At 71.3% G+C, this 16,173-nt stretch carries 19 protein-coding genes and 1 pseudogene; 7 read left to right on the forward strand and 13 right to left on the reverse strand.

Annotation, left to right across the window (positions count from 1 at the left end):
- Positions 1-1,332 (forward strand): helicase C-terminal domain-containing protein (locus J7E93_RS34090; protein WP_251067495.1); only part of this gene is annotated, 1,332 nt, incomplete at its 5' end.
- 7 nt (positions 1,333-1,339) lie between these two features.
- Here J7E93_RS34090 and J7E93_RS34095 read toward each other — a convergent pair.
- The gene (locus J7E93_RS34095) at positions 1,340-1,921 is read right to left on the reverse strand and encodes a Uma2 family endonuclease (protein WP_215073913.1); all 582 of its coding nucleotides are present in this window, start codon (positions 1,919-1,921) and stop codon (positions 1,340-1,342) included.
- 123 nt (positions 1,922-2,044) lie between these two features.
- Between J7E93_RS34095 and J7E93_RS34100 the strand changes: the two genes are divergently transcribed.
- Entirely contained in the window at positions 2,045-3,688 is a 1,644-nt protein-coding gene (locus J7E93_RS34100; RefSeq protein WP_215073914.1) for a DNA repair helicase XPB, read from the forward strand.
- A gap of 109 nt (positions 3,689-3,797) precedes the next feature.
- Here J7E93_RS34100 and J7E93_RS34105 read toward each other — a convergent pair whose 3' ends face one another.
- Entirely contained in the window at positions 3,798-4,007 is a 210-nt protein-coding gene (locus J7E93_RS34105; protein WP_215073915.1) for a hypothetical protein, read from the reverse strand.
- Positions 4,008-4,250: 243 nt separating this feature from the next.
- On the opposite strand from J7E93_RS34105, the gene J7E93_RS34110 reads away from it, so the two are divergent.
- On the forward strand, positions 4,251-6,275 hold the full coding sequence (locus J7E93_RS34110; RefSeq protein WP_215073916.1) for a UvrD-helicase domain-containing protein: 2,025 nt from the start codon (positions 4,251-4,253) through the stop codon (positions 6,273-6,275).
- A gap of 47 nt (positions 6,276-6,322) precedes the next feature.
- Here J7E93_RS34110 and J7E93_RS34115 read toward each other — a convergent pair whose 3' ends face one another.
- Positions 6,323-7,231 (reverse strand): aminoglycoside phosphotransferase family protein, encoded by a 909-nt coding sequence (locus J7E93_RS34115; RefSeq protein ID WP_215073917.1) that lies wholly within the window; start codon positions 7,229-7,231, stop codon positions 6,323-6,325.
- A gap of 82 nt (positions 7,232-7,313) precedes the next feature.
- Between J7E93_RS34115 and J7E93_RS34120 the strand changes: the two genes are divergently transcribed.
- Positions 7,314-8,066 (forward strand): SDR family NAD(P)-dependent oxidoreductase, encoded by a 753-nt coding sequence (locus tag J7E93_RS34120; RefSeq protein WP_215073918.1) that lies wholly within the window; start codon positions 7,314-7,316, stop codon positions 8,064-8,066.
- Between the two features lie 74 nt (positions 8,067-8,140).
- Here J7E93_RS34120 and J7E93_RS37620 read toward each other — a convergent pair whose 3' ends face one another.
- The 8 genes and pseudogenes from J7E93_RS37620 to J7E93_RS38220 all read right to left on the reverse strand — a co-directional run bounded on the left by J7E93_RS37620 (position 8,141) and on the right by J7E93_RS38220 (position 12,152).
- Positions 8,141-8,428 carry a hypothetical protein gene (locus J7E93_RS37620; RefSeq protein WP_251067496.1) on the reverse strand — a complete coding sequence of 96 codons (288 nt, stop codon included), beginning with the start codon at positions 8,426-8,428 and terminating at the stop codon, positions 8,141-8,143.
- A gap of 492 nt (positions 8,429-8,920) precedes the next feature.
- Entirely contained in the window at positions 8,921-9,382 is a 462-nt protein-coding gene (locus tag J7E93_RS34130; RefSeq protein WP_215073919.1) for a hypothetical protein, read from the reverse strand.
- Between the two features lie 77 nt (positions 9,383-9,459).
- A complete protein-coding gene (locus J7E93_RS34135; RefSeq protein WP_215073920.1) occupies positions 9,460-9,693 on the reverse strand; it encodes a DUF397 domain-containing protein in 234 nt (77 codons plus the stop codon).
- 191 nt (positions 9,694-9,884) lie between these two features.
- On the reverse strand, positions 9,885-10,478 hold the full coding sequence (locus J7E93_RS34140; RefSeq protein WP_308368885.1) for a DUF5753 domain-containing protein: 594 nt from the start codon (positions 10,476-10,478) through the stop codon (positions 9,885-9,887).
- Between the two features lie 54 nt (positions 10,479-10,532).
- A pseudogene (locus tag J7E93_RS38215) lies at positions 10,533-10,868 on the reverse strand (helix-turn-helix domain-containing protein); the annotation flags it as partial.
- Positions 10,763-11,290 (reverse strand): DUF6879 family protein, encoded by a 528-nt coding sequence (locus J7E93_RS34145; protein ID WP_215073921.1) that lies wholly within the window; start codon positions 11,288-11,290, stop codon positions 10,763-10,765. The pseudogene J7E93_RS38215 and the gene J7E93_RS34145, both read right to left, overlap by 106 nt.
- Positions 11,268-11,495: a hypothetical protein gene (locus tag J7E93_RS34150; RefSeq protein ID WP_215073922.1), complete on the reverse strand. Its 228-nt coding sequence runs from the start codon at positions 11,493-11,495 to the stop codon at positions 11,268-11,270. Before J7E93_RS34150 ends, J7E93_RS34145 begins: the two co-directional genes overlap by 23 nt.
- A 114-nt stretch (positions 11,496-11,609) precedes the next feature.
- Complete coding sequence (locus J7E93_RS38220) at positions 11,610-12,152, reverse strand: DUF397 domain-containing protein (protein WP_308368884.1); 543 nt, start codon at positions 12,150-12,152, stop codon at positions 11,610-11,612.
- Positions 12,153-12,199: 47 nt separating this feature from the next.
- Between J7E93_RS38220 and J7E93_RS34160 the strand changes: the two genes are divergently transcribed.
- On the forward strand, positions 12,200-12,604 hold the full coding sequence (locus tag J7E93_RS34160; protein WP_215073923.1) for an ATP-binding protein: 405 nt from the start codon (positions 12,200-12,202) through the stop codon (positions 12,602-12,604).
- A 69-nt stretch (positions 12,605-12,673) separates the two neighbouring features.
- On the opposite strand, the gene J7E93_RS34165 is transcribed toward J7E93_RS34160, so the two are convergent.
- The gene (locus J7E93_RS34165; RefSeq protein WP_215073924.1) at positions 12,674-13,363 is read right to left on the reverse strand and encodes a copper homeostasis protein CutC; all 690 of its coding nucleotides are present in this window, start codon (positions 13,361-13,363) and stop codon (positions 12,674-12,676) included.
- Positions 13,364-13,412: 49 nt separating this feature from the next.
- Entirely contained in the window at positions 13,413-14,399 is a 987-nt protein-coding gene (locus tag J7E93_RS34170) for a hypothetical protein (RefSeq protein WP_251067497.1), read from the reverse strand.
- Between the two features lie 178 nt (positions 14,400-14,577).
- Between J7E93_RS34170 and J7E93_RS34175 the strand changes: the two genes are divergently transcribed.
- Positions 14,578-14,868, forward strand: coding sequence for a cation transporter (locus J7E93_RS34175; RefSeq protein ID WP_215073925.1), 291 nt, complete (start codon positions 14,578-14,580; stop codon positions 14,866-14,868).
- A 246-nt stretch (positions 14,869-15,114) separates the two neighbouring features.
- Positions 15,115-16,173, forward strand: a 1,059-nt coding sequence (locus J7E93_RS34180) for a cation-translocating P-type ATPase (protein ID WP_215073926.1), incomplete at its 3' end; no start/stop codon positions are given.

Here is a 16,173-nt window from a genome sequence, read left to right on the forward strand (position 1 = left end):
GCCGGAGCCCGTGGCGGCTCGACGGCCCCTGCCCGGACCGGCGCGGAGGCCGGCGCCGGTACGGCCTCAGGCACCGGCGCCACCGGCTACGGCGGCGTCCCGGGTGGCGGTCACGGCGTCACCGGTACGGCCTCAGGCGCCGGCTACGGCGTCGCGCCGGGTGTCGGTCACGGCGGCCCCGCCTCCTCCTTCGGCTCGGCCGGCGCGGCCCACACCCCCACGGACCTTCGCTCCCGGATCGCCGTCTGGACCCTCACCGAGTCCGAGATGCTCGGCATCACCGGCCGCGGCGCCCTCTCCTCCCCCGCCCGCGCGCTCCTCAACCTGCCGCTGGCCGAGGCCGCACCCGACCCGGCCACCCCCGGCGGGGTCGAGCTGACCATCGCCGCCTCCCGGGCGGCCACCCTGCTCGCCCCGCTCCTGCCCGAGGCCGTCGACCACGTTCTCCTCCAGGCCGACCTGACGGCCGTCGCGCCCGGCCCGCTCCAGCGCCCGCTCGCCGACATGCTCGGGGTGCTCGCGGACGTGGAATCGAAGGGTGGCGCCACCGTCTTCCGGTTCACGCCCGGCTCGGTGCGCCGCGCGCTCGACGCCGGAAGCAGCGCCTCCGACCTGCACGACTTCCTGACCGCCCACTCCCGTACGCCGGTCCCCCAGCCCCTCGCGTACCTCATCGACGACGTGGCGCGCAGACACGGCCATCTGCGGATCGGCGCCGCCTCCGCCTATGTCCGCTGCGACGACGACGCGGTCCTCGGCGAGATCCTGGCCGACAAGCGGTCCGCTTCCCTGCGGCTGCGCCGCCTGGCACCCACGGTCCTCGCCGCCCAGACGGATCCGGCGGCGCTCCTCGACGGACTACGGGCGATGGGGTACGCCCCGGCCGCCGAGTCCGCCGAGGGCGACGTCCTCATCACCCGCGCCGACGCCGTCCGCACCCCTGCCAGGACCGCGCCCGTCCCCGTGCCCGACGGCCCGCCCGCGCCGGACACGACGCTGCTGGCCGCGGCGGTCCGCGCGATCCGGGCCGGCGACCTCGCCTCGACGGCCGTACGCAAGGAGCGCCCCGAGACCGCCCCGCCCACCGACGGCGGGCTGCCCCGCACCTCCCCGGCCGAGACCCTGGCGACCGTGCAGGCCGCGGCGATGACCGGCTCGGCCGTCTGGATCGGCTACGTCAACGCGGACGGCGCGGCCAGTCAGCGGGTGATCGCCCCGGTGCGGGTGGAGGGCGGTTTCGTGACGGGCTACGACCACACGGCGGACGAGGTCCGCACGTATCCGCTGCACCGGATCACGGGCGTGGCGGAACTGGCCGACGACCAGGTGTAGGCGGCCCTCAGCGGCGGCCCTGGGTCACCAGGGCTCCCGGGTCGACCTCGACCGGGAACGGCTTCTCGATCAGCGTGGTGTGCCCGGCCTCGGCCACGGTCCGCTCGACGTAGCGGCCGTCCACCAGTTCCATGACGATCAGCGCCGGCACGGGCTCCAGCTCAAGCCGCCAGAGGTGCTCGATGCCGGCCTCCGCGTAGTACGGCGGCTTGAGCAGCCGGTCGGTGCGGCGGCCGGAGGAGGACGGGGACACGATCTCGACGACGAGCAGGACGGCCTCCGCGTCGAAGGTGACCGGGTCCTCGGCCGCGGCGGCGGCCTCCACCACGACGATGTCCGGAATGAAGAGCCCGTCGGGAAGAACGAGGTTGACCGCCTCAAGGACCTCGGCGGGCGCTCCCTCAGCCTGGATGGCGGCGTCGAGCAAGGACGCGAGCCGGGACGACGCCCGCTGGTGCTTGGTTCCCGGAGCCGGAGACAGCAAGAGCGCTTCCCCCATCAATTCACGACGCTGACCACGGTCCTCCCCCAGAGCCAGGACCTCCTCCTTCGTCCAGGGCCCGTAGTGGGGATCGTGTGCAACGCTCATCACGCCACCTCCTTCTCGGAAACCGGTCGCCACCAGGGTGGCAGGCCCCACCGACAACCGCCGGGCGTCAGGCACACTGGAGATTTGGCCGTGACGGAACGGCCCGGAAGGACTTGATCACGCGTGAATGGGCCCCTCATCGTCCAGAGCGACAAAACCCTCCTCCTCGAGGTCGACCACGAACAGGCCGAGGCCTGCCGCCGGGCCATCGCGCCCTTCGCCGAGCTGGAGCGGGCGCCCGAGCACATCCACACCTACCGTGTGACGCCGCTCGGCCTGTGGAACGCCCGTGCGGCCGGGCACGACGCCGAGCAGGTCGTCGACGCGCTGGTCGAGTTCTCCCGCTACCCCGTGCCGCACGCGCTGCTCGTGGACATCGCGGAGACCATGGCCCGCTACGGCAGGCTCACCCTCTCCAAGCACCCCACCCACGGCCTCGTCCTGACCACCACCGACCGGCCCGTACTGGAGGAGATCCTCCGGTCCCGGAAGGTGCAGCCGCTGGTCGGCGCGCGGATCGACCCGGACACGGTCGCCGTGCACCCCTCCGAGCGCGGGCAGATCAAGCAGACGCTGCTGAAGCTGGGCTGGCCCGCCGAGGACCTCGCCGGGTACGTGGACGGCGAGGCGCACCCCATCGATCTCGCCGAGGACGGCTGGGCCCTGCGCCCGTACCAGAAGCAGGCCGTCGAGGGCTTCTGGCACGGCGGCTCAGGGGTCGTCGTGCTGCCCTGCGGTGCCGGAAAGACGCTGGTCGGCGCCGGTGCGATGGCGCAGGCGAAGGCGACGACGCTGATCCTGGTCACCAACACCGTCTCGGCCCGGCAGTGGAAGCACGAGCTGGTGAAGCGGACCTCGCTGACCGAGGACGAGATCGGCGAGTACAGCGGTACGCGCAAGGAGATCCGGCCCGTCACCATCGCCACGTACCAGGTCCTCACGACGAAGCGGAAGGGCATCTATCCGCACCTGGAGCTCTTCGACTCCCGGGACTGGGGCCTGATCGTCTACGACGAGGTGCATCTGCTGCCGGCCCCCGTCTTCAAGTTCACGGCCGATCTGCAGGCGCGGCGGCGGCTGGGTCTGACGGCGACGCTGGTCCGCGAGGACGGGCGCGAGTCGGACGTGTTCTCGCTGATCGGCCCGAAGCGGTTCGACGCGCCGTGGAAGGAGATCGAGGCGCAGGGCTACATCGCGCCCGCGGACTGTGTGGAGGTCCGGGTCAATCTGACCGACTCCGAGCGGCTCGCGTACGCGACGGCGGAGACGGAGGAGAAGTACCGCTTCTGCGCGACGACCGCGACGAAGCGGAAGGTGACGGAGGCGCTGGTGAAGAGGTTCGCCGGGCAGCAGATCCTCGTCATCGGCCAGTACATCGACCAGCTGGACGAGCTCGGCGAGCATCTGGACGCGCCGGTCATCAAGGGTGAGACGTCGAACGCGCAGCGCGAGAAGCTCTTCGACGCGTTCCGCAACGGCGAGATCAGCGTGCTGGTGGTCTCCAAGGTCGCGAACTTCTCCATCGACCTGCCGGAGGCGACGGTCGCCATCCAGGTGTCGGGCACCTTCGGCTCGCGCCAGGAGGAGGCGCAGCGCCTGGGCCGTGTGCTGCGGCCGAAGGCCGACGGGCACCAGGCGCACTTCTACTCGGTGGTCGCCCGGGACACGATCGACCAGGACTTCGCGGCGCACCGGCAGCGGTTCCTCGCGGAGCAGGGGTACGCGTACCGGATCGTGGACGCGGACGAGCTGCTGGCGAGCGACTGAGACCGGAGGGAGCCTGAGGCCGGCGGCGGGCTGAGACCGGCGGGTGGCTTGAGGCCGACCGGAGCCTGAGGCCAGCGGGAGCCTGAGGCCGGCAGCGGGCCGAGGCCGCTCAGTCCGGTTCTCCGACGTGGGCGGGGCGGGGGTCCTTGACCCCCGCCTCCTGCGCGTACCGCCCGAGGAGGACGACGCCGACGGCGGCGCCGCCGAAGGCACGTATCGCGCGCAGGGCGGTGGTCACGGGGCGGGCGGCGGAGCCTGCGGTGGAACGCGCCCCGGGGCGGGGGAGCGTACGGGCCGGGGTGAAGCTCGCTGTGGTCATGCCTCCATCATGGATTTCGGACATTCCGAACACATCGCTCTGGGGGCGGAACCCGGGTCCCCCTCACGTCGGACCCCGACCCCTACGGGTCGTACGCGGCAGAAAACCGTTCGCCCGCCCCGCACGCGGAAGCTACACTCTCCGACTTCCCCGCCTCCCTCCCCGAGTGGAGAGCCGCCGCCCGGTCGGAAACCGGCGGCCGCCCAGTCATGCCCGCATGTCCGCGTACCCGGAGGCACCGCCATGTCCGCTTCGGACGACCCGCTCGCCCGCGAGCGCGCCCATCTCGCCGACTCCCGCGCCGCGCTGCGCGCGATGCGCGAGGACGTCGAGGCGCTCGACATCAAGGACGTCACCGCGAACTGGGTCAACGCCGTCGTCCTGGGCGCGCAGATCGAGGAGCGGATCAAGGCTCTCGCCGACCTCTCCCACACCCCGCTCTTCTTCGGCCGGCTCGACTACCTGCACTCCACGCAGGAGGGGCAGCGCTTCTACATCGGCCGTCGGCACGTCCATGACGCCGACGGCGACCCGATGGTGATCGACTGGCGTGCGCCGGTCTCCCAGCCGTTCTACCGGGCGTCGAAGAAGGACCCGCAGGACGTGGGGCTGCGGCGCCGCTTCGGTTACACGGGCGGCGACCTCACCGCGTACGAGGACGAACACCTCTCCGACCCGGGTGAGCTGGAGCGGACGAGCAAGCTGCTCCAGGCGGAGATCGAGCGCCCGCGCGTGGGTCCGATGCGGGACATCGTCGCGACCATCCAGCCCGAGCAGGACGAGATCGTACGGTCGGGTCTCGCCGGGACCGTCTGCGTCCAGGGTGGCCCGGGCACCGGAAAGACGGCCGTGGGCCTGCACCGGGTCGCGTACCTGCTCTACGCGCACCGGGAGCGGCTCGCCCGCACCGGCACGCTGGTCATCGGCCCGAACCGCTCCTTCCTCCACTACATCGAGCAGGTGCTGCCCGCGCTGGGCGAGTTGGAGGTGCGGCAGGCGACGGTCGATGATCTCGTCGCGCATGTCGAGGTGCGGGGGACGGACGAGGCGGCGACGGCCGTCGTCAAGGGTGACGCCCGGATGGCGGAGGTGTTGCGCCGGGCGGTCCGCTCGCACGTCACGCTGCCGACGGAGCCGCTGATGGTGGTCCGCGGTTCGCGCCGCTGGCGGGTGCCTGCATACGAACTGGAGGCGATCGTGGGCGAGCTGCTGGAGCGGGACATCCGTTACGGTGCCGCCCGTGACGCCCTCCCGCAGCGGATCGCGCACACGGTCCTGGTGCGGATGGAGCAGGCCGGGGAGGCTCCGGACGACCGGGTGCAGGACGCGGTGGCCCGCAACCCGGCGGTCAAGGCCGTCGTCAAGGCGGTCTGGCCGCCGGTGGATCCGGCGAAGCTGGTGCTGCGGCTGCTGAGCGACGCCGAGTTCCTGGCGGAGCACGCGGCCGGCGTGCTGAGCGAGGACGAGCAGAAGCTGCTGCTGTGGGTGAAGCCCGCCCGGTCGGTGAGGTCGGCGAAGTGGTCGGCGGCGGACGCGGTCCTGATCGACGAGGCGAGGGACCTGGTGGAGCGCACGCACTCACTGGGTCATGTGGTCCTCGACGAGGCCCAGGACCTCTCCCCGATGCAGTACCGCGCGGTCGGCCGACGCTGCACGACCGGCTCGGCGACGATCCTGGGCGACCTGGCGCAGGGCACCACCCCGTGGGCGACCGAGAGCTGGGAGCAGGCGCTCGGGCACCTCGGGAAGCCGGAGGCGGTGGTGGAGGAGCTGACCGCGGGCTTCCGTGTGCCGCGCGAGGTCATCGCGTACGCCTCCCGGCTGCTGCCGCACATGTCGCCGGGCCTGGCGGCCGTCGAGTCGGTCCGGGAGAACCCGGGCTCGCTGGAGATCCGACGGTTCACGCCGGAGGAGCTGGACGCGGCCGTCGTCGCGGCCTGCGTCGAGTCCCTCGGCCAGGAGGGGTCGATCGGGCTGATCGCCGCCGACGCGCGGATCGCGCCGCTGGCACAGGCGCTGACCGCGGCCGGCCTCGCGTACCTCTCCCCCGGCGAGGAGACGACCGCCGAGTCGCGCCTGACGCTGGTCCCGGCCTCGCTCGCGAAGGGCCTGGAGTACGACTACGTGGTCCTGGACGACCCGGCGGCCGTCGTCGACGGCGAACCGGACGAACGCACGGGCCTGCGGCGGCTCTATGTCGCCCTGACCCGTGCGGTGTCAGGTCTGACGGTTCTTCATTCCTCGCCGCTGCCCGAGCAGTTGGGCTAGCGGGCGCGCTGGAGGTGCGGGCGACCAGCCCCGTGCAGCCCGCGGGTTCATTCCCCCGTCTCGTACTCGGCGAGAGCCTCGGAGAACGCGCGGCGGGCGACGGTGGCCAGGACGGGGTTGGTGACGCGGTAGTAGTGCTCCGTGACCACGCCCCAGCAGAGCGCCCAGCCACGTCCCCGCGCCCAGGTCGCGTCGTCGACCTCGGCGGCCTCCCGGAACAGCGGTCTGGTCTCGGCGGTGAAGAGGGTCCAGGCGGCCATCATGTCGCAGGCCGGGTCCCCCGTACCGGCCCCGCCGAAGTCGATGACGGCGCTGAGCCGGCCGTCGCGGGCCAGCAGGTTGCCGGGGAGCAGGTCGCCGTGGACCCAGACGGGGTCGCGGTCCCACTGCGGGAGGCGCAGGACGGACTCCCAGGCGGCGGTCACGGCGGCGGCGTCCAGGGTGCCGTCGGCGCCCAGGTCGCGGATGGCGCCGGTGATGTGGTCGCCGCTCCACTCGGTGACATGGCCGCCGCGGAAGGAGCGAGGGCCGCCGGTCGCGTCGACCCGGCGGAGCGCCGCTCCGAAGCGGCCCAACTCGACGGCGGCGTGGGCGAGGTCGGTGATCGGGGTGTCGAAGGCGTTCTCCCCGTCCAGCCAGCCGTACACCGACCAGGGCAGTGCGTAGTCCTGGGCGGGGGCGCCCTTGCCGAGGGGCACGGGGACGGGCAGCGGGAGATGCGGGGCGAGGTGCGGCAGCCAGCGCTGCTCCTTGTCGACCTGGCGGGCCGCGGACGGGAGCCGGGGCAGCCGGACGGCCATGGCGTCGCCGAGGCGGTACATGGCGTTGTCGGTTCCGGCGGAGGGGACCGCACGGACCGGGAGCCGCGCCCACTGGGGGAACTGTTCGCCGACGAGCCGGCGAACGAGGTCCTCGTCGATGTCGACCTCGTCGGGGTGCATCTTGGGGGCTGCCATGGCGCGGAGGCTAGCCAGCCGACGGTGCGGGCGGCCAACGAATTACGGTGGGGGCGGCGCGACCACGAGAAGGGTGAACACCATGACCCACACGGCGAAGCGGCCGGTGACCGTCGTCACGGGCGGCAGCCGCGGGATCGGCGCGGCGACCTGCCTACGGCTCGCCGACGAGGGGCACGACCTCGTCCTCGGGTACGTCAGGGACTCCGCCGCCGCAGAGGAGACGGCCGCGGCCGTGCGGAAGGCCGGCGCGCGGTGTGTCGTCGTACGGGGCGACACGGCCGTCGAGGCGGACGTGGAACGGCTCTTCGACACGGCGGAGGCCGAACTGGGCCCGGTGACCGGGCTGGTCAACAACGCAGGTGTGACAGGGCCGTTGGGGCGGCTGACGGACACGACGACGGAGAACCTGCGCCGGGTGGTGGAGGTCAACCTGCTCGGCTACCTGCTGTGCTGCCGCCGGGCGGCCCGCGACATGGCCGCGCGGGGCGGAGGCGCGATCGTGAACATCTCCTCCGCCGCGGCGACCCTCGGCAGCCCCGGCGAGTACGTCCACTACGCGGCGACCAAGGCGGCGACGGACGCGCTGACGGTGGGCCTGTCCAAGGAGCTGGGCCCGCAGGGCATCCGCGTCAACGCCGTCGCGCCGGGCACCATCGAGACCGACATGCACGCGGCGATGGGCGACCCGGACCGCCCGGCCAAGGTCGCCCTCACCACTCCCCTGGGCCGCCCGGGCCAACCCGCCGAGATCGCGGCGGCCGTGGCGTGGCTGCTGTCCCCGGACGCCTCCTACACGACGGGCACGGTGCTGCGGGTGGCGGGCGGCCGCTGACACCTACGCCGCGCCCGGCGGCTGCCCGCGCCCTCTTGCGAAGGGGGCGCGGGGCGGAGGTGGTGGCCGAACGGTCAGGTCGTGTACTCCGCCTCGGTCACGGCGGCCTCTCGGACGGGCACCGCCAGCAGGTCCATGTCCAGAGCTTCGAGGTACTTCACGAGCGCGTCCCGAGTACCTCGCAGCTCGTCGGCGAGGCCGGCTCCCTTGATACTGCCGGGCAGGACCACGCGGCGAAACGCGGCATCGTCGATCACGCCCGCGATCAGCTTCTCCGCCAGCCAGACCGGCGTCCGCTCCCGCATCACAAAGGTCAGGTGGACGCTCGGTTCGCCGATATCGACGACGTAGGGATTGTGCACCCACCCCCTCGGCAGCAGCAGCGATTCGCCTGCCCGCAGATCGACCTCGACATCGGGTCCAGCTGCCTCCCAGGCCGGGATGTAATCGTCTCGCCATACCCGCCCAGAAAGGCGTGGATGTAGTTCGAGTACCCCGTCTCCCGCTGGATGCCCCTGGACACCTCGGCGAGGAAGGGGACGACCCGCTGAAGGTTCCCGAGACGAACCGTGTGCCCTCGTCACTGAGCTTGCGCAGCTTCACGGGGTCAGTACGCCCGTGAGTCGTGTAGGCGTTCTGATTCAGGGAGGGATGGGGAGCACGCACGACGGCGATCTCGTTCGCCGGTACGCATCCCGTCTCGACGTACGAGGTGAGAGCGGCAGCGCTGATCAGGCGGTCGAGGTCCGTACGGCCCCGCGTGTACACGCGGGGCTCGTCCGGCCATGAGGCCATGAGATCGGCGACGCCCTCCTCCGGGAGCAGGAGGCCGAGTGACATGACGTCCTTTCATTTCAGGTCGGTGGAAGGGGGCACGTGATGATCGGGTCGATCGTGCTGAACGGGCGATGCGGGCAGCACACGACGGAGAAGGACGCGAGGCTCGAAGCCTTCGTGTAGTAGACCCACACGGCATCCGATCCTCGGCTGAGGGCTTCCAGGGCAGCCGTGGCCTTGTCTTCGAGTGAGAGATACGCCCGCCCGGAGTCGTCGCGGATGAAGGGAGGGTTCTCCTCGTACACCCTCCGCAGCCATGCGACGGCTTCGGCGGCGCTGGTCCACGTGCGCTCGCGCGCGGTCTGGTCCTTCCGCATCAGCCAGTGGCGGACCTGCATCGGAGGGAGCGAGGAGGCGAGAAACTCTCTGGTCTGCATGTCGCCGGGTTCGAGGCCCGGCCGCCGTCGGCCTTCTGCTCCGTACGCGTCACGGCTGCCGATCCACGGTCCGTAACCGTGGAAGTGCGGCTTCCCGGCCATGGGGGCCCTTCTTGGGATCGAGACGGGCCGCCCCCTCAGCAACAGGGGGCGGCTCCTGTCGGAACTGGCCGGGGGTTCTAGGTGAGACGCCGGCTCTTGGCCCATCCGAGGGCAAAGTTGTCCAGCTCGCTCACGGTGGCGCGCAGGTGGAGACCCGCGCCGGCGGGCTTGGTGTCCCGCAGGACGAAGCCGTCGGTCGTGCCCGGAATCTGCGCGAACTCGATGCACGTCTCGTGCTCGCCGCCCACATTGCCGCCGCAGAATTTCGTGAACTCCGCGCCGTCGATGGGCCGGTTGTAGAGATCGTCCATGGGAGTGGCCTCCTCGTGTGACACCGAAAGTACGGGGACGCGGTCCCCGCGCCGTGGAGCCTGTGCATCCGCCGAGCCGGGGCCACGGGAGCGAAGCGCACTCCGTAGCGGGAAGGGCTTGGTGGCGTTTCGAGGAAGCATCGTCCGGCCCGCTGTGGGCACTCAACGAACTTGCAGGCGCTTGCAGGCATTCACCCGAGCGCGTTGATCGCATCCGTAATCAGCGCACGCGCCTTCGGCCCGTGTGAGGCGATGGCGGCGAGTTCGGCGAACATCCTGGCGTACGTTCCGATCTCGCTCGGCTGCTTCACGGTCACCTGCGCGGTGGCCAGCTCGATGACGACCTGTTGATCGTCAAAGATCCAGAAGCCTTCGAGGGGCCACATGACGCGATCGGCGGACATCGAGATCACGCCCAGACTCACCTGCGGAAGAGAGGCGACGGTGAGGAGGTGGCCGAGCTGCGCGGCCATGATCTCGGAGCTGCCGAACCTGGACCTCAGAGCGGATTCCTCCAGCAGGATGCCGAAACGCCGGTTCGCGTCGCGGAGCACATGCTGCCGTTCGACGCGCACGGCGACTGCGGCTTCCGTGTCATCGGGGATCTGCCGGAAGGCCACAATGCGGCGCATGATCGCCCTGGCGTAGTCAGCCGTCTGCAGGATCCCGGGGATGACCCCCGGCTCGTAGACACGGAAGTGACGGGTCCGCTCGTACAGAGGGACGTGGGCCTGCTGCCCTCGCCGCAGCCCCTCTCGCTGCATCCTGCGCCACTCGACATACATCTCGTCGATGTTGTGCGCCCTGGAGACGAGGTCCGCGTACAACTCGGGCACGCCGCACAGCTCGCAGTACTGGCGGATGTCGTCGTCCGAGGGCGATGTGCGGGCATTCTCGATCCGGGAAGCCTTCGACTCACTCCATCCGGCACGGGCCGCGAAAGCCCGTGCCGTCATGCCTGTCGGCCTGCGGATCTCTCGGAGCCGCCGCCCGAGCGCTGCGCGTTCCGCCTGGACGGCGGAGAACGGTGAGGAGGGCACTGGCATGGTCTGTTCGGCGACCTGCTCGATCAGGCCGGCCGGTACTCCGCGTGTGGAATCGCGCGACTCCACACCGCTTCGAACGCGCTCACACAAAGGTCGCGAATCGCGGGATCGGCCACGACCTCGATCCATTCGCCCGGCGCGCACTCACCGTTGCCGTCGAAGTGGAGGACGAGTACAAGCTCACCGTCGAACACCCAGAAATCGTTTCCCGGAAGCGCTATGTCCGTCGCCTGTCGGCGGGGCAGCCACCGAATCTCCTCTCCCGCCTCGACGTTCGCGGCGGAGACGTGGTGCTCGAACTTGATGTAGTCCGACTCCGGCACCGAGAAGACCCGGGCACGACGGATCGAAACGCCCCTCTCCGTTGCGTCACGGACCCATTTGAGCCACGGCCTGAGCTCGGGGTCGTTGTCCTCCGCGGCGTCTCGGGCACCGGCCTTCCACGCGACGTAGCTCGGGTCCGACTCCATGTACGCGTCGCGCATCTCCAGATGCACTGCCGAATGACGGGCCGAGCCGAGCAGTTCCTCAAACGACGGGACTTTTGTCACCCTTCACCTCCAGGAAGAACTGGACCATGCGCCTCGGGAGCTCGACGACATCCTCGTGATCGGGAATGTCCATCTGGGACCGACGCTCGTCGTCGTTGATCTTGTAGCCCTGGACCACGTAGGTGTCGGTTTCGTCGTCAAGGTAGATCGTGGGAGATCCACCGTCCTTGCTCTCAGGGTCCTTGCCAAGCCTGTGCAGGGCCATGCGGTCCTCCTCGCTCGGGGGCTGACGATGCTTGAGGCCGAGCTTGCACCGCATTCACCCTCCGACGCACAGAACTTGCACGAGCTTGCACGGTTCGACGTCGCGCGCGTCTTCTCACGCGCGACGCGACGCCTGCACGTCCTCGAGAAAGGCCTGCCACGATCCGGCACCGAATCGCAGAACCGGGCCCCCCGCGCGCTTGCTGTCCCGTACGGCGGCCCCACGGGTGAGACCGGCAACCTCGACGCAGTCACCACCGCCCGACCCGCCACCGCTGTAGCTGCTCTTGCGCCATACGGTGTCGCCACACTGGGAGGCCATCACGGTTCGCACCCTCGACTTCCTTTCGGTTACAGCTCGCGCCTGACTCGCCGGATCAGTTCGAGACTGTCGGCAGGGCACAACGCCGCTGACCTCAGCGAGTCGAAGGCGAGCGTATAGGAGCGGGTTTCCTGCGGCGTCTCCATGTGCAGCGTCCCCGTGACTGCTCCCCCGCGACCGATGCCCGGGACGCCCGTCGGCGAGCTGCTCCCGTGGGGCTCCGTGCTGCACGGCGAGGGCAGCCCTGTCGTACGTCCGTACATCGCCGCGTACGAACAGCAAGAGACGCAGCGGGCACAAAGGCAGCGGCGCCGCGCGCTTTGGCTGGCGGGGCATGGCATCGACGTGGGGCCTCGACGGATCCACGGCGTGGAGGTGGCCTGATGGATCAGCCGTCGGCGGTTGTCCTGCGGTGGAGCCGCCGGGCCAGGAACGTCGGCCGGGCACGGGCCGAGTTGCGTACGGCCCTGGCGACCTGGGGGCTGAGCCGGATCGAGGACGCTGCATCCCTCGTACTCTCCGAGCTGCTGACCAACGCCGTCAGGCACGGTCGGACCGCCCCAAGCCGGGTGATCGAGACCCGCTACATCCCGATCCCAGGAGGGCTTCGCGTGGAGGTGCACGACGCCTCGGAAGTGCGTCCGCTCATGGCGATCCCCGGGGACGACGCGCACGGCGGTTGGGGACTTCCCCTGGTCGACCTGCTGTCGGAGAAATGGGGCGTGTCCGATCGGGAAGGACCCGGAAAGCTCGTATGGGCTGGGCTTTCGGACGAGGCGATGTCGTAGCCCTGAACAGGACCGCCCTAGGGACGGCGGCGGTCCTGTCCCTCGTCAGAGGCGGGCGCCCGCAGGGCGCTACGCGTCCAGTGCCGCGCGCCAGGTGCGGACCGCGTCCGGGGAGACCGGGGCCGTCCAGCCCTGGGGGCGGGCCGCGCCGCCGATGTGGAAGGCGGTGAGGCCGGCCGCGCGCAGTGCGGGGAGGTGGTCCAGGCGCAGGCCGCCGCCGACCAGGATCTGGGGCTCGTACCCCGGCTCGCCGGTCCGTGCGGCCTCGGCCTTCAGGACCGGCAGGCCGTCGTCGACGCCAGTGGCCGCGCCCGCGGTGAGGTAGGTGTCCAGGCCGGGCAGGTCGGCGAGCTGCTTGCGCAGGGCGTCGCGGTCGGCCGCGCGGTCGATGGCCCGGTGGAAGGTCCAGCGGCAGCCGTCGAGGACGGCGATCAGCCTCTCCACCGCCACCAGGTCGGGGTCCCCGTGCGCCGTCAGGAAGCCGAGGACGAACTCGTCGGCGCCCGCCTCCCGGAGCTCGGTGGCCCGGGCGACGAGCGCGTTCACGTCGCCCGCCGCGAAGCCGTCGGTCAGTCTGAGCATCACACGCAGCGGGATGTCCACGGCGGCGCGGATCGCCGCGAAGGCGGTGAGGGACGGGGTCAGACCGTCCGCCGCCATGTCGGTGACCAGTTCGAGGCGGTCCGCTCCACCGGCCTGGGCCGCGACGGCGTCCGCCTCGTCGAGGGCGATCACCTCAAGGACTGCACGCTTGCTCATCGAGCCCATTCCTCCACGAAGACGGCTACAGGTCTAGTCCAATAACAGACTAGCCGTGTGTGTGGCCGCCCGCATCGTGCGCGTCGCTTCCGGCCGACGCGGGAGCGGTCGACGCGGGCCCGGCCGGCGCGGGAGCCGTCGCGTGACGCGGCCCCGCGTGGACCGTGAACGCCGCCGTCCGCACCTTGCCGCCGTGCTGGAAGTCGAGGAAGAGCCGGTACGTCCCCGCGCTCGGCGCCGTCGCCGTGAAGGAGACGTCCGGGCCGGGGCCGCCCTCATTGGGGTGGACGTGCAGATAGGCGAGGTCGCCGTCGCGCAGGGCGACGAGGTGACCGTACGCCCCGAGGTAGGGCTCCAGGTCCGTGACCGGCTTGCCGCCCTTGGCGACCGTGAGCTTCAGCTCGCCCGCCCTGCCCGGGTCGAGCGTCCCGCCGAGGGTGACCTGGTAGCCGTCGACGGTCGCGGTCGGCGCGGCGGCCGGCAGCGGCCGGGGCGCGTACGCACCGGGTACGGAGAGGTCCACGCCCAGCGTCACGCCCTTCGCACCGGCGGCCGCCGGCTTGAAGTCGGCGAAGGCCTTGTAGCCACCGGCCGCGGGGAGGTCGACCGGCGTCGACCAGGTCCCGTCCGCCGCCCGCACGGGGTGCAGGTGACGGTAGACCGTCAGATCGCGCGAGGCCACGATGAAGTGGAGTTCCTTGCCGTGCTCGGTCGTGTACGCGGTGACCTTCCGGCCGGCCGCGTCCTTGATCGAGAACTTCAGCACGCTCCGGCCGACGCCCGGCTTCGGTGTTTCCATGGCCAGCGTGTAACCGCCCTCCGAGACCTGCAGCCCGCCGGCGGAGGGCGCCTGCGCCGCCTCCTCGTGACCCCCGCGCCCCGCGCCGGCTCCGGGCTTCGAGGGCGACGCGTGGTCGCCGTGCTCCGCCTTCTTCGGCTCGCCCACGGGACCGACGCCTGCGCCGACCCCGTACGCGGTCCCGAAGGTCGCGGCCAGGGCGGCGGCGAAGGCAGTGATCTTCACTCCGGTGTTCATGGCAGCTCTCCCGTACGTGAGTAACCGTTCGATGCACTTCACCATACCCCTGGGGGGTATCAAGTCAAGCCGAGGAACTGCTTGCGTCGAAATACCACAGGGGGGTATACATGGACTCAGGCCGATACCCCCCGAGGGTATCCGGAACCCGCCCGCTCCACCGACCGAGGAGGAACCCATGTCTTCCTGCTGTACTCCTGACGGCAGCTGCTCGACCAACGCCGGCGAGGCCACGACCGCCACCGCCGTCGCCGACAGCACCGCCACCGTCTACGCCGTGACCGGCATGACCTGCGGCCACTGCAAGACCGCCATCACCACCTCCGTCAGCGCGCTGGAGGGCGTCATCTCCGTGGACGTCGATGTCGCCGGCGGCCTGGTGACCGTCACCACCGGCGGAGAGCCCGACGACGCCGCGATCGCCGCCGCGGTCGACGACGCCGGCTACGAGCTCACCGGCCGCGCCTGACCGGCGCGCGCGAGCGCCACCCCGGCCGCCGGGGCCCGACCACCACACACCCGGGCCCCGGCCCCCGACTTCCAGTGATCAGGGCCGGCCGCCACGAACAAGGCGAGTGAGCCGAAGGGGCGCGCGGGCGTCGAGAGGAAGAACGCGCTCAGGCGGCGAGGAACGAGCCGCCGAGCACGATCGCCCGTCGACGCACGCACGAAGCGCCCCGGAGGAGAACCGAGCCTCAGAACAGAGAGGTGTCTCATGACTACGACGACCCCCGGCGCCGCCCAGGTCGAGCTCGCCATCGGCGGCATGACCTGCGCCTCGTGCGCGGCCCGTATCGAGAAGAAGCTGAACCGTATGGACGGGGTCGAGGCCACCGTCAATTACGCCACGGAGAAGGCGAAGGTCACGTTCGACGCGGACGCCGACATCTCGGTCGCCGACCTGATCGCGACGGTGGAGGCCACCGGCTACACCGCCGCCGAGCCCCAGCCCGAGCGCACCGCGCACAGCGGCGGCGAGGACGGGCCCACGGACGAGGAGAAGGCCGACGAGGAGCTGCGGCCGCTGAAGCAGCGGCTGGTCACGGCCGTCGCGCTCGCCGTCCCCGTCATCGCGATGGCGATGATCCCGGCGCTGCAGATCGAGTACTGGCAGTGGCTGAGCCTCACGCTGGCCGCGCCGGTCGTCGTCTACGCCGCCTGGCCCTTCCACCGTGCCGCCTGGACCAACGCCAGGCACGGCGCGGCCACCATGGACACCCTGATCTCGGTCGGCACCATCGCCGCGTTCCTGTGGTCGCTGTGGGCGCTGTTCTTCGGCACCGCCGGTACGCCGGGCATGACGCACCCCTTCGAGTTCACGATCGCCCGCACCGACGGCGCCGGGAACATCTACCTGGAGGCCGCGGCCGGTGTCACCGCCTTCATCCTGGCCGGCCGGTACTTCGAGGCCCGCTCCAAGCGCAAGGCCGGCGCCGCGCTCAAGGCGCTGATGCAGCTGGGCGCCAAGGAGGTCACCGTCCTGCGCGGCGGGCGCGAGGTCACCGTGCCCACCGCCGAACTCCAGGTCGGGGACCGCTTCCTGGTCCGCCCGGGCGAGAAGATCGCCACCGACGGCACCGTCGTCGAGGGCTCCTCCGCCGTCGACGCCTCGATGCTCACCGGGGAGTCCGTCCCCGTCGAGGTCTCCGTCGGCGACAACGTCACCGGCGCCACCCTCAACGCCGGCGGCCGCCTGGTCGTCGAGGCCACCCGCGTCGGCGCCGACACCCAGCTCGCCCGGATGGCCAAGCTGGTCGAGGACGCCCAGAACGGC

It is taken from the genome of Streptomyces sp. ISL-36, assembly GCF_018614205.1.
Taxonomy (GTDB): domain Bacteria; phylum Actinomycetota; class Actinomycetes; order Streptomycetales; family Streptomycetaceae; genus Streptomyces.

Coding starts and splice junctions, on each gene's coding strand:
- J7E93_RS34095 (WP_215073913.1), bottom strand. CDS start 1,921: ATGAGCGTTGCACACGATCCCCACTACGGGCCCTGGACGAAGGAGGAG.
- J7E93_RS34105 (WP_215073915.1), bottom strand. CDS start 4,007: ATGACCACAGCGAGCTTCACCCCGGCCCGTACGCTCCCCCGCCCCGGG.
- J7E93_RS34110 (WP_215073916.1), top strand. CDS start 4,251: ATGTCCGCTTCGGACGACCCGCTCGCCCGCGAGCGCGCCCATCTCGCC.
- J7E93_RS34115 (WP_215073917.1), bottom strand. CDS start 7,231: ATGGCAGCCCCCAAGATGCACCCCGACGAGGTCGACATCGACGAGGAC.
- J7E93_RS34120 (WP_215073918.1), top strand. CDS start 7,314: ATGACCCACACGGCGAAGCGGCCGGTGACCGTCGTCACGGGCGGCAGC.
- J7E93_RS34130 (WP_215073919.1), bottom strand. CDS start 9,382: ATGGCCGGGAAGCCGCACTTCCACGGTTACGGACCGTGGATCGGCAGC.
- J7E93_RS34135 (WP_215073920.1), bottom strand. CDS start 9,693: ATGGACGATCTCTACAACCGGCCCATCGACGGCGCGGAGTTCACGAAA.
- J7E93_RS34140 (WP_308368885.1), bottom strand. CDS start 10,478: ATGTATGTCGAGTGGCGCAGGATGCAGCGAGAGGGGCTGCGGCGAGGG.
- J7E93_RS34150 (WP_215073922.1), bottom strand. CDS start 11,495: ATGGCCCTGCACAGGCTTGGCAAGGACCCTGAGAGCAAGGACGGTGGA.
- J7E93_RS38220 (WP_308368884.1), bottom strand. CDS start 12,152: ATGCCCCGCCAGCCAAAGCGCGCGGCGCCGCTGCCTTTGTGCCCGCTG.
- J7E93_RS34160 (WP_215073923.1), top strand. CDS start 12,200: ATGGATCAGCCGTCGGCGGTTGTCCTGCGGTGGAGCCGCCGGGCCAGG.
- J7E93_RS34165 (WP_215073924.1), bottom strand. CDS start 13,363: ATGAGCAAGCGTGCAGTCCTTGAGGTGATCGCCCTCGACGAGGCGGAC.
- J7E93_RS34170 (WP_251067497.1), bottom strand. CDS start 14,399: ATGAACACCGGAGTGAAGATCACTGCCTTCGCCGCCGCCCTGGCCGCG.
- J7E93_RS34175 (WP_215073925.1), top strand. CDS start 14,578: ATGTCTTCCTGCTGTACTCCTGACGGCAGCTGCTCGACCAACGCCGGC.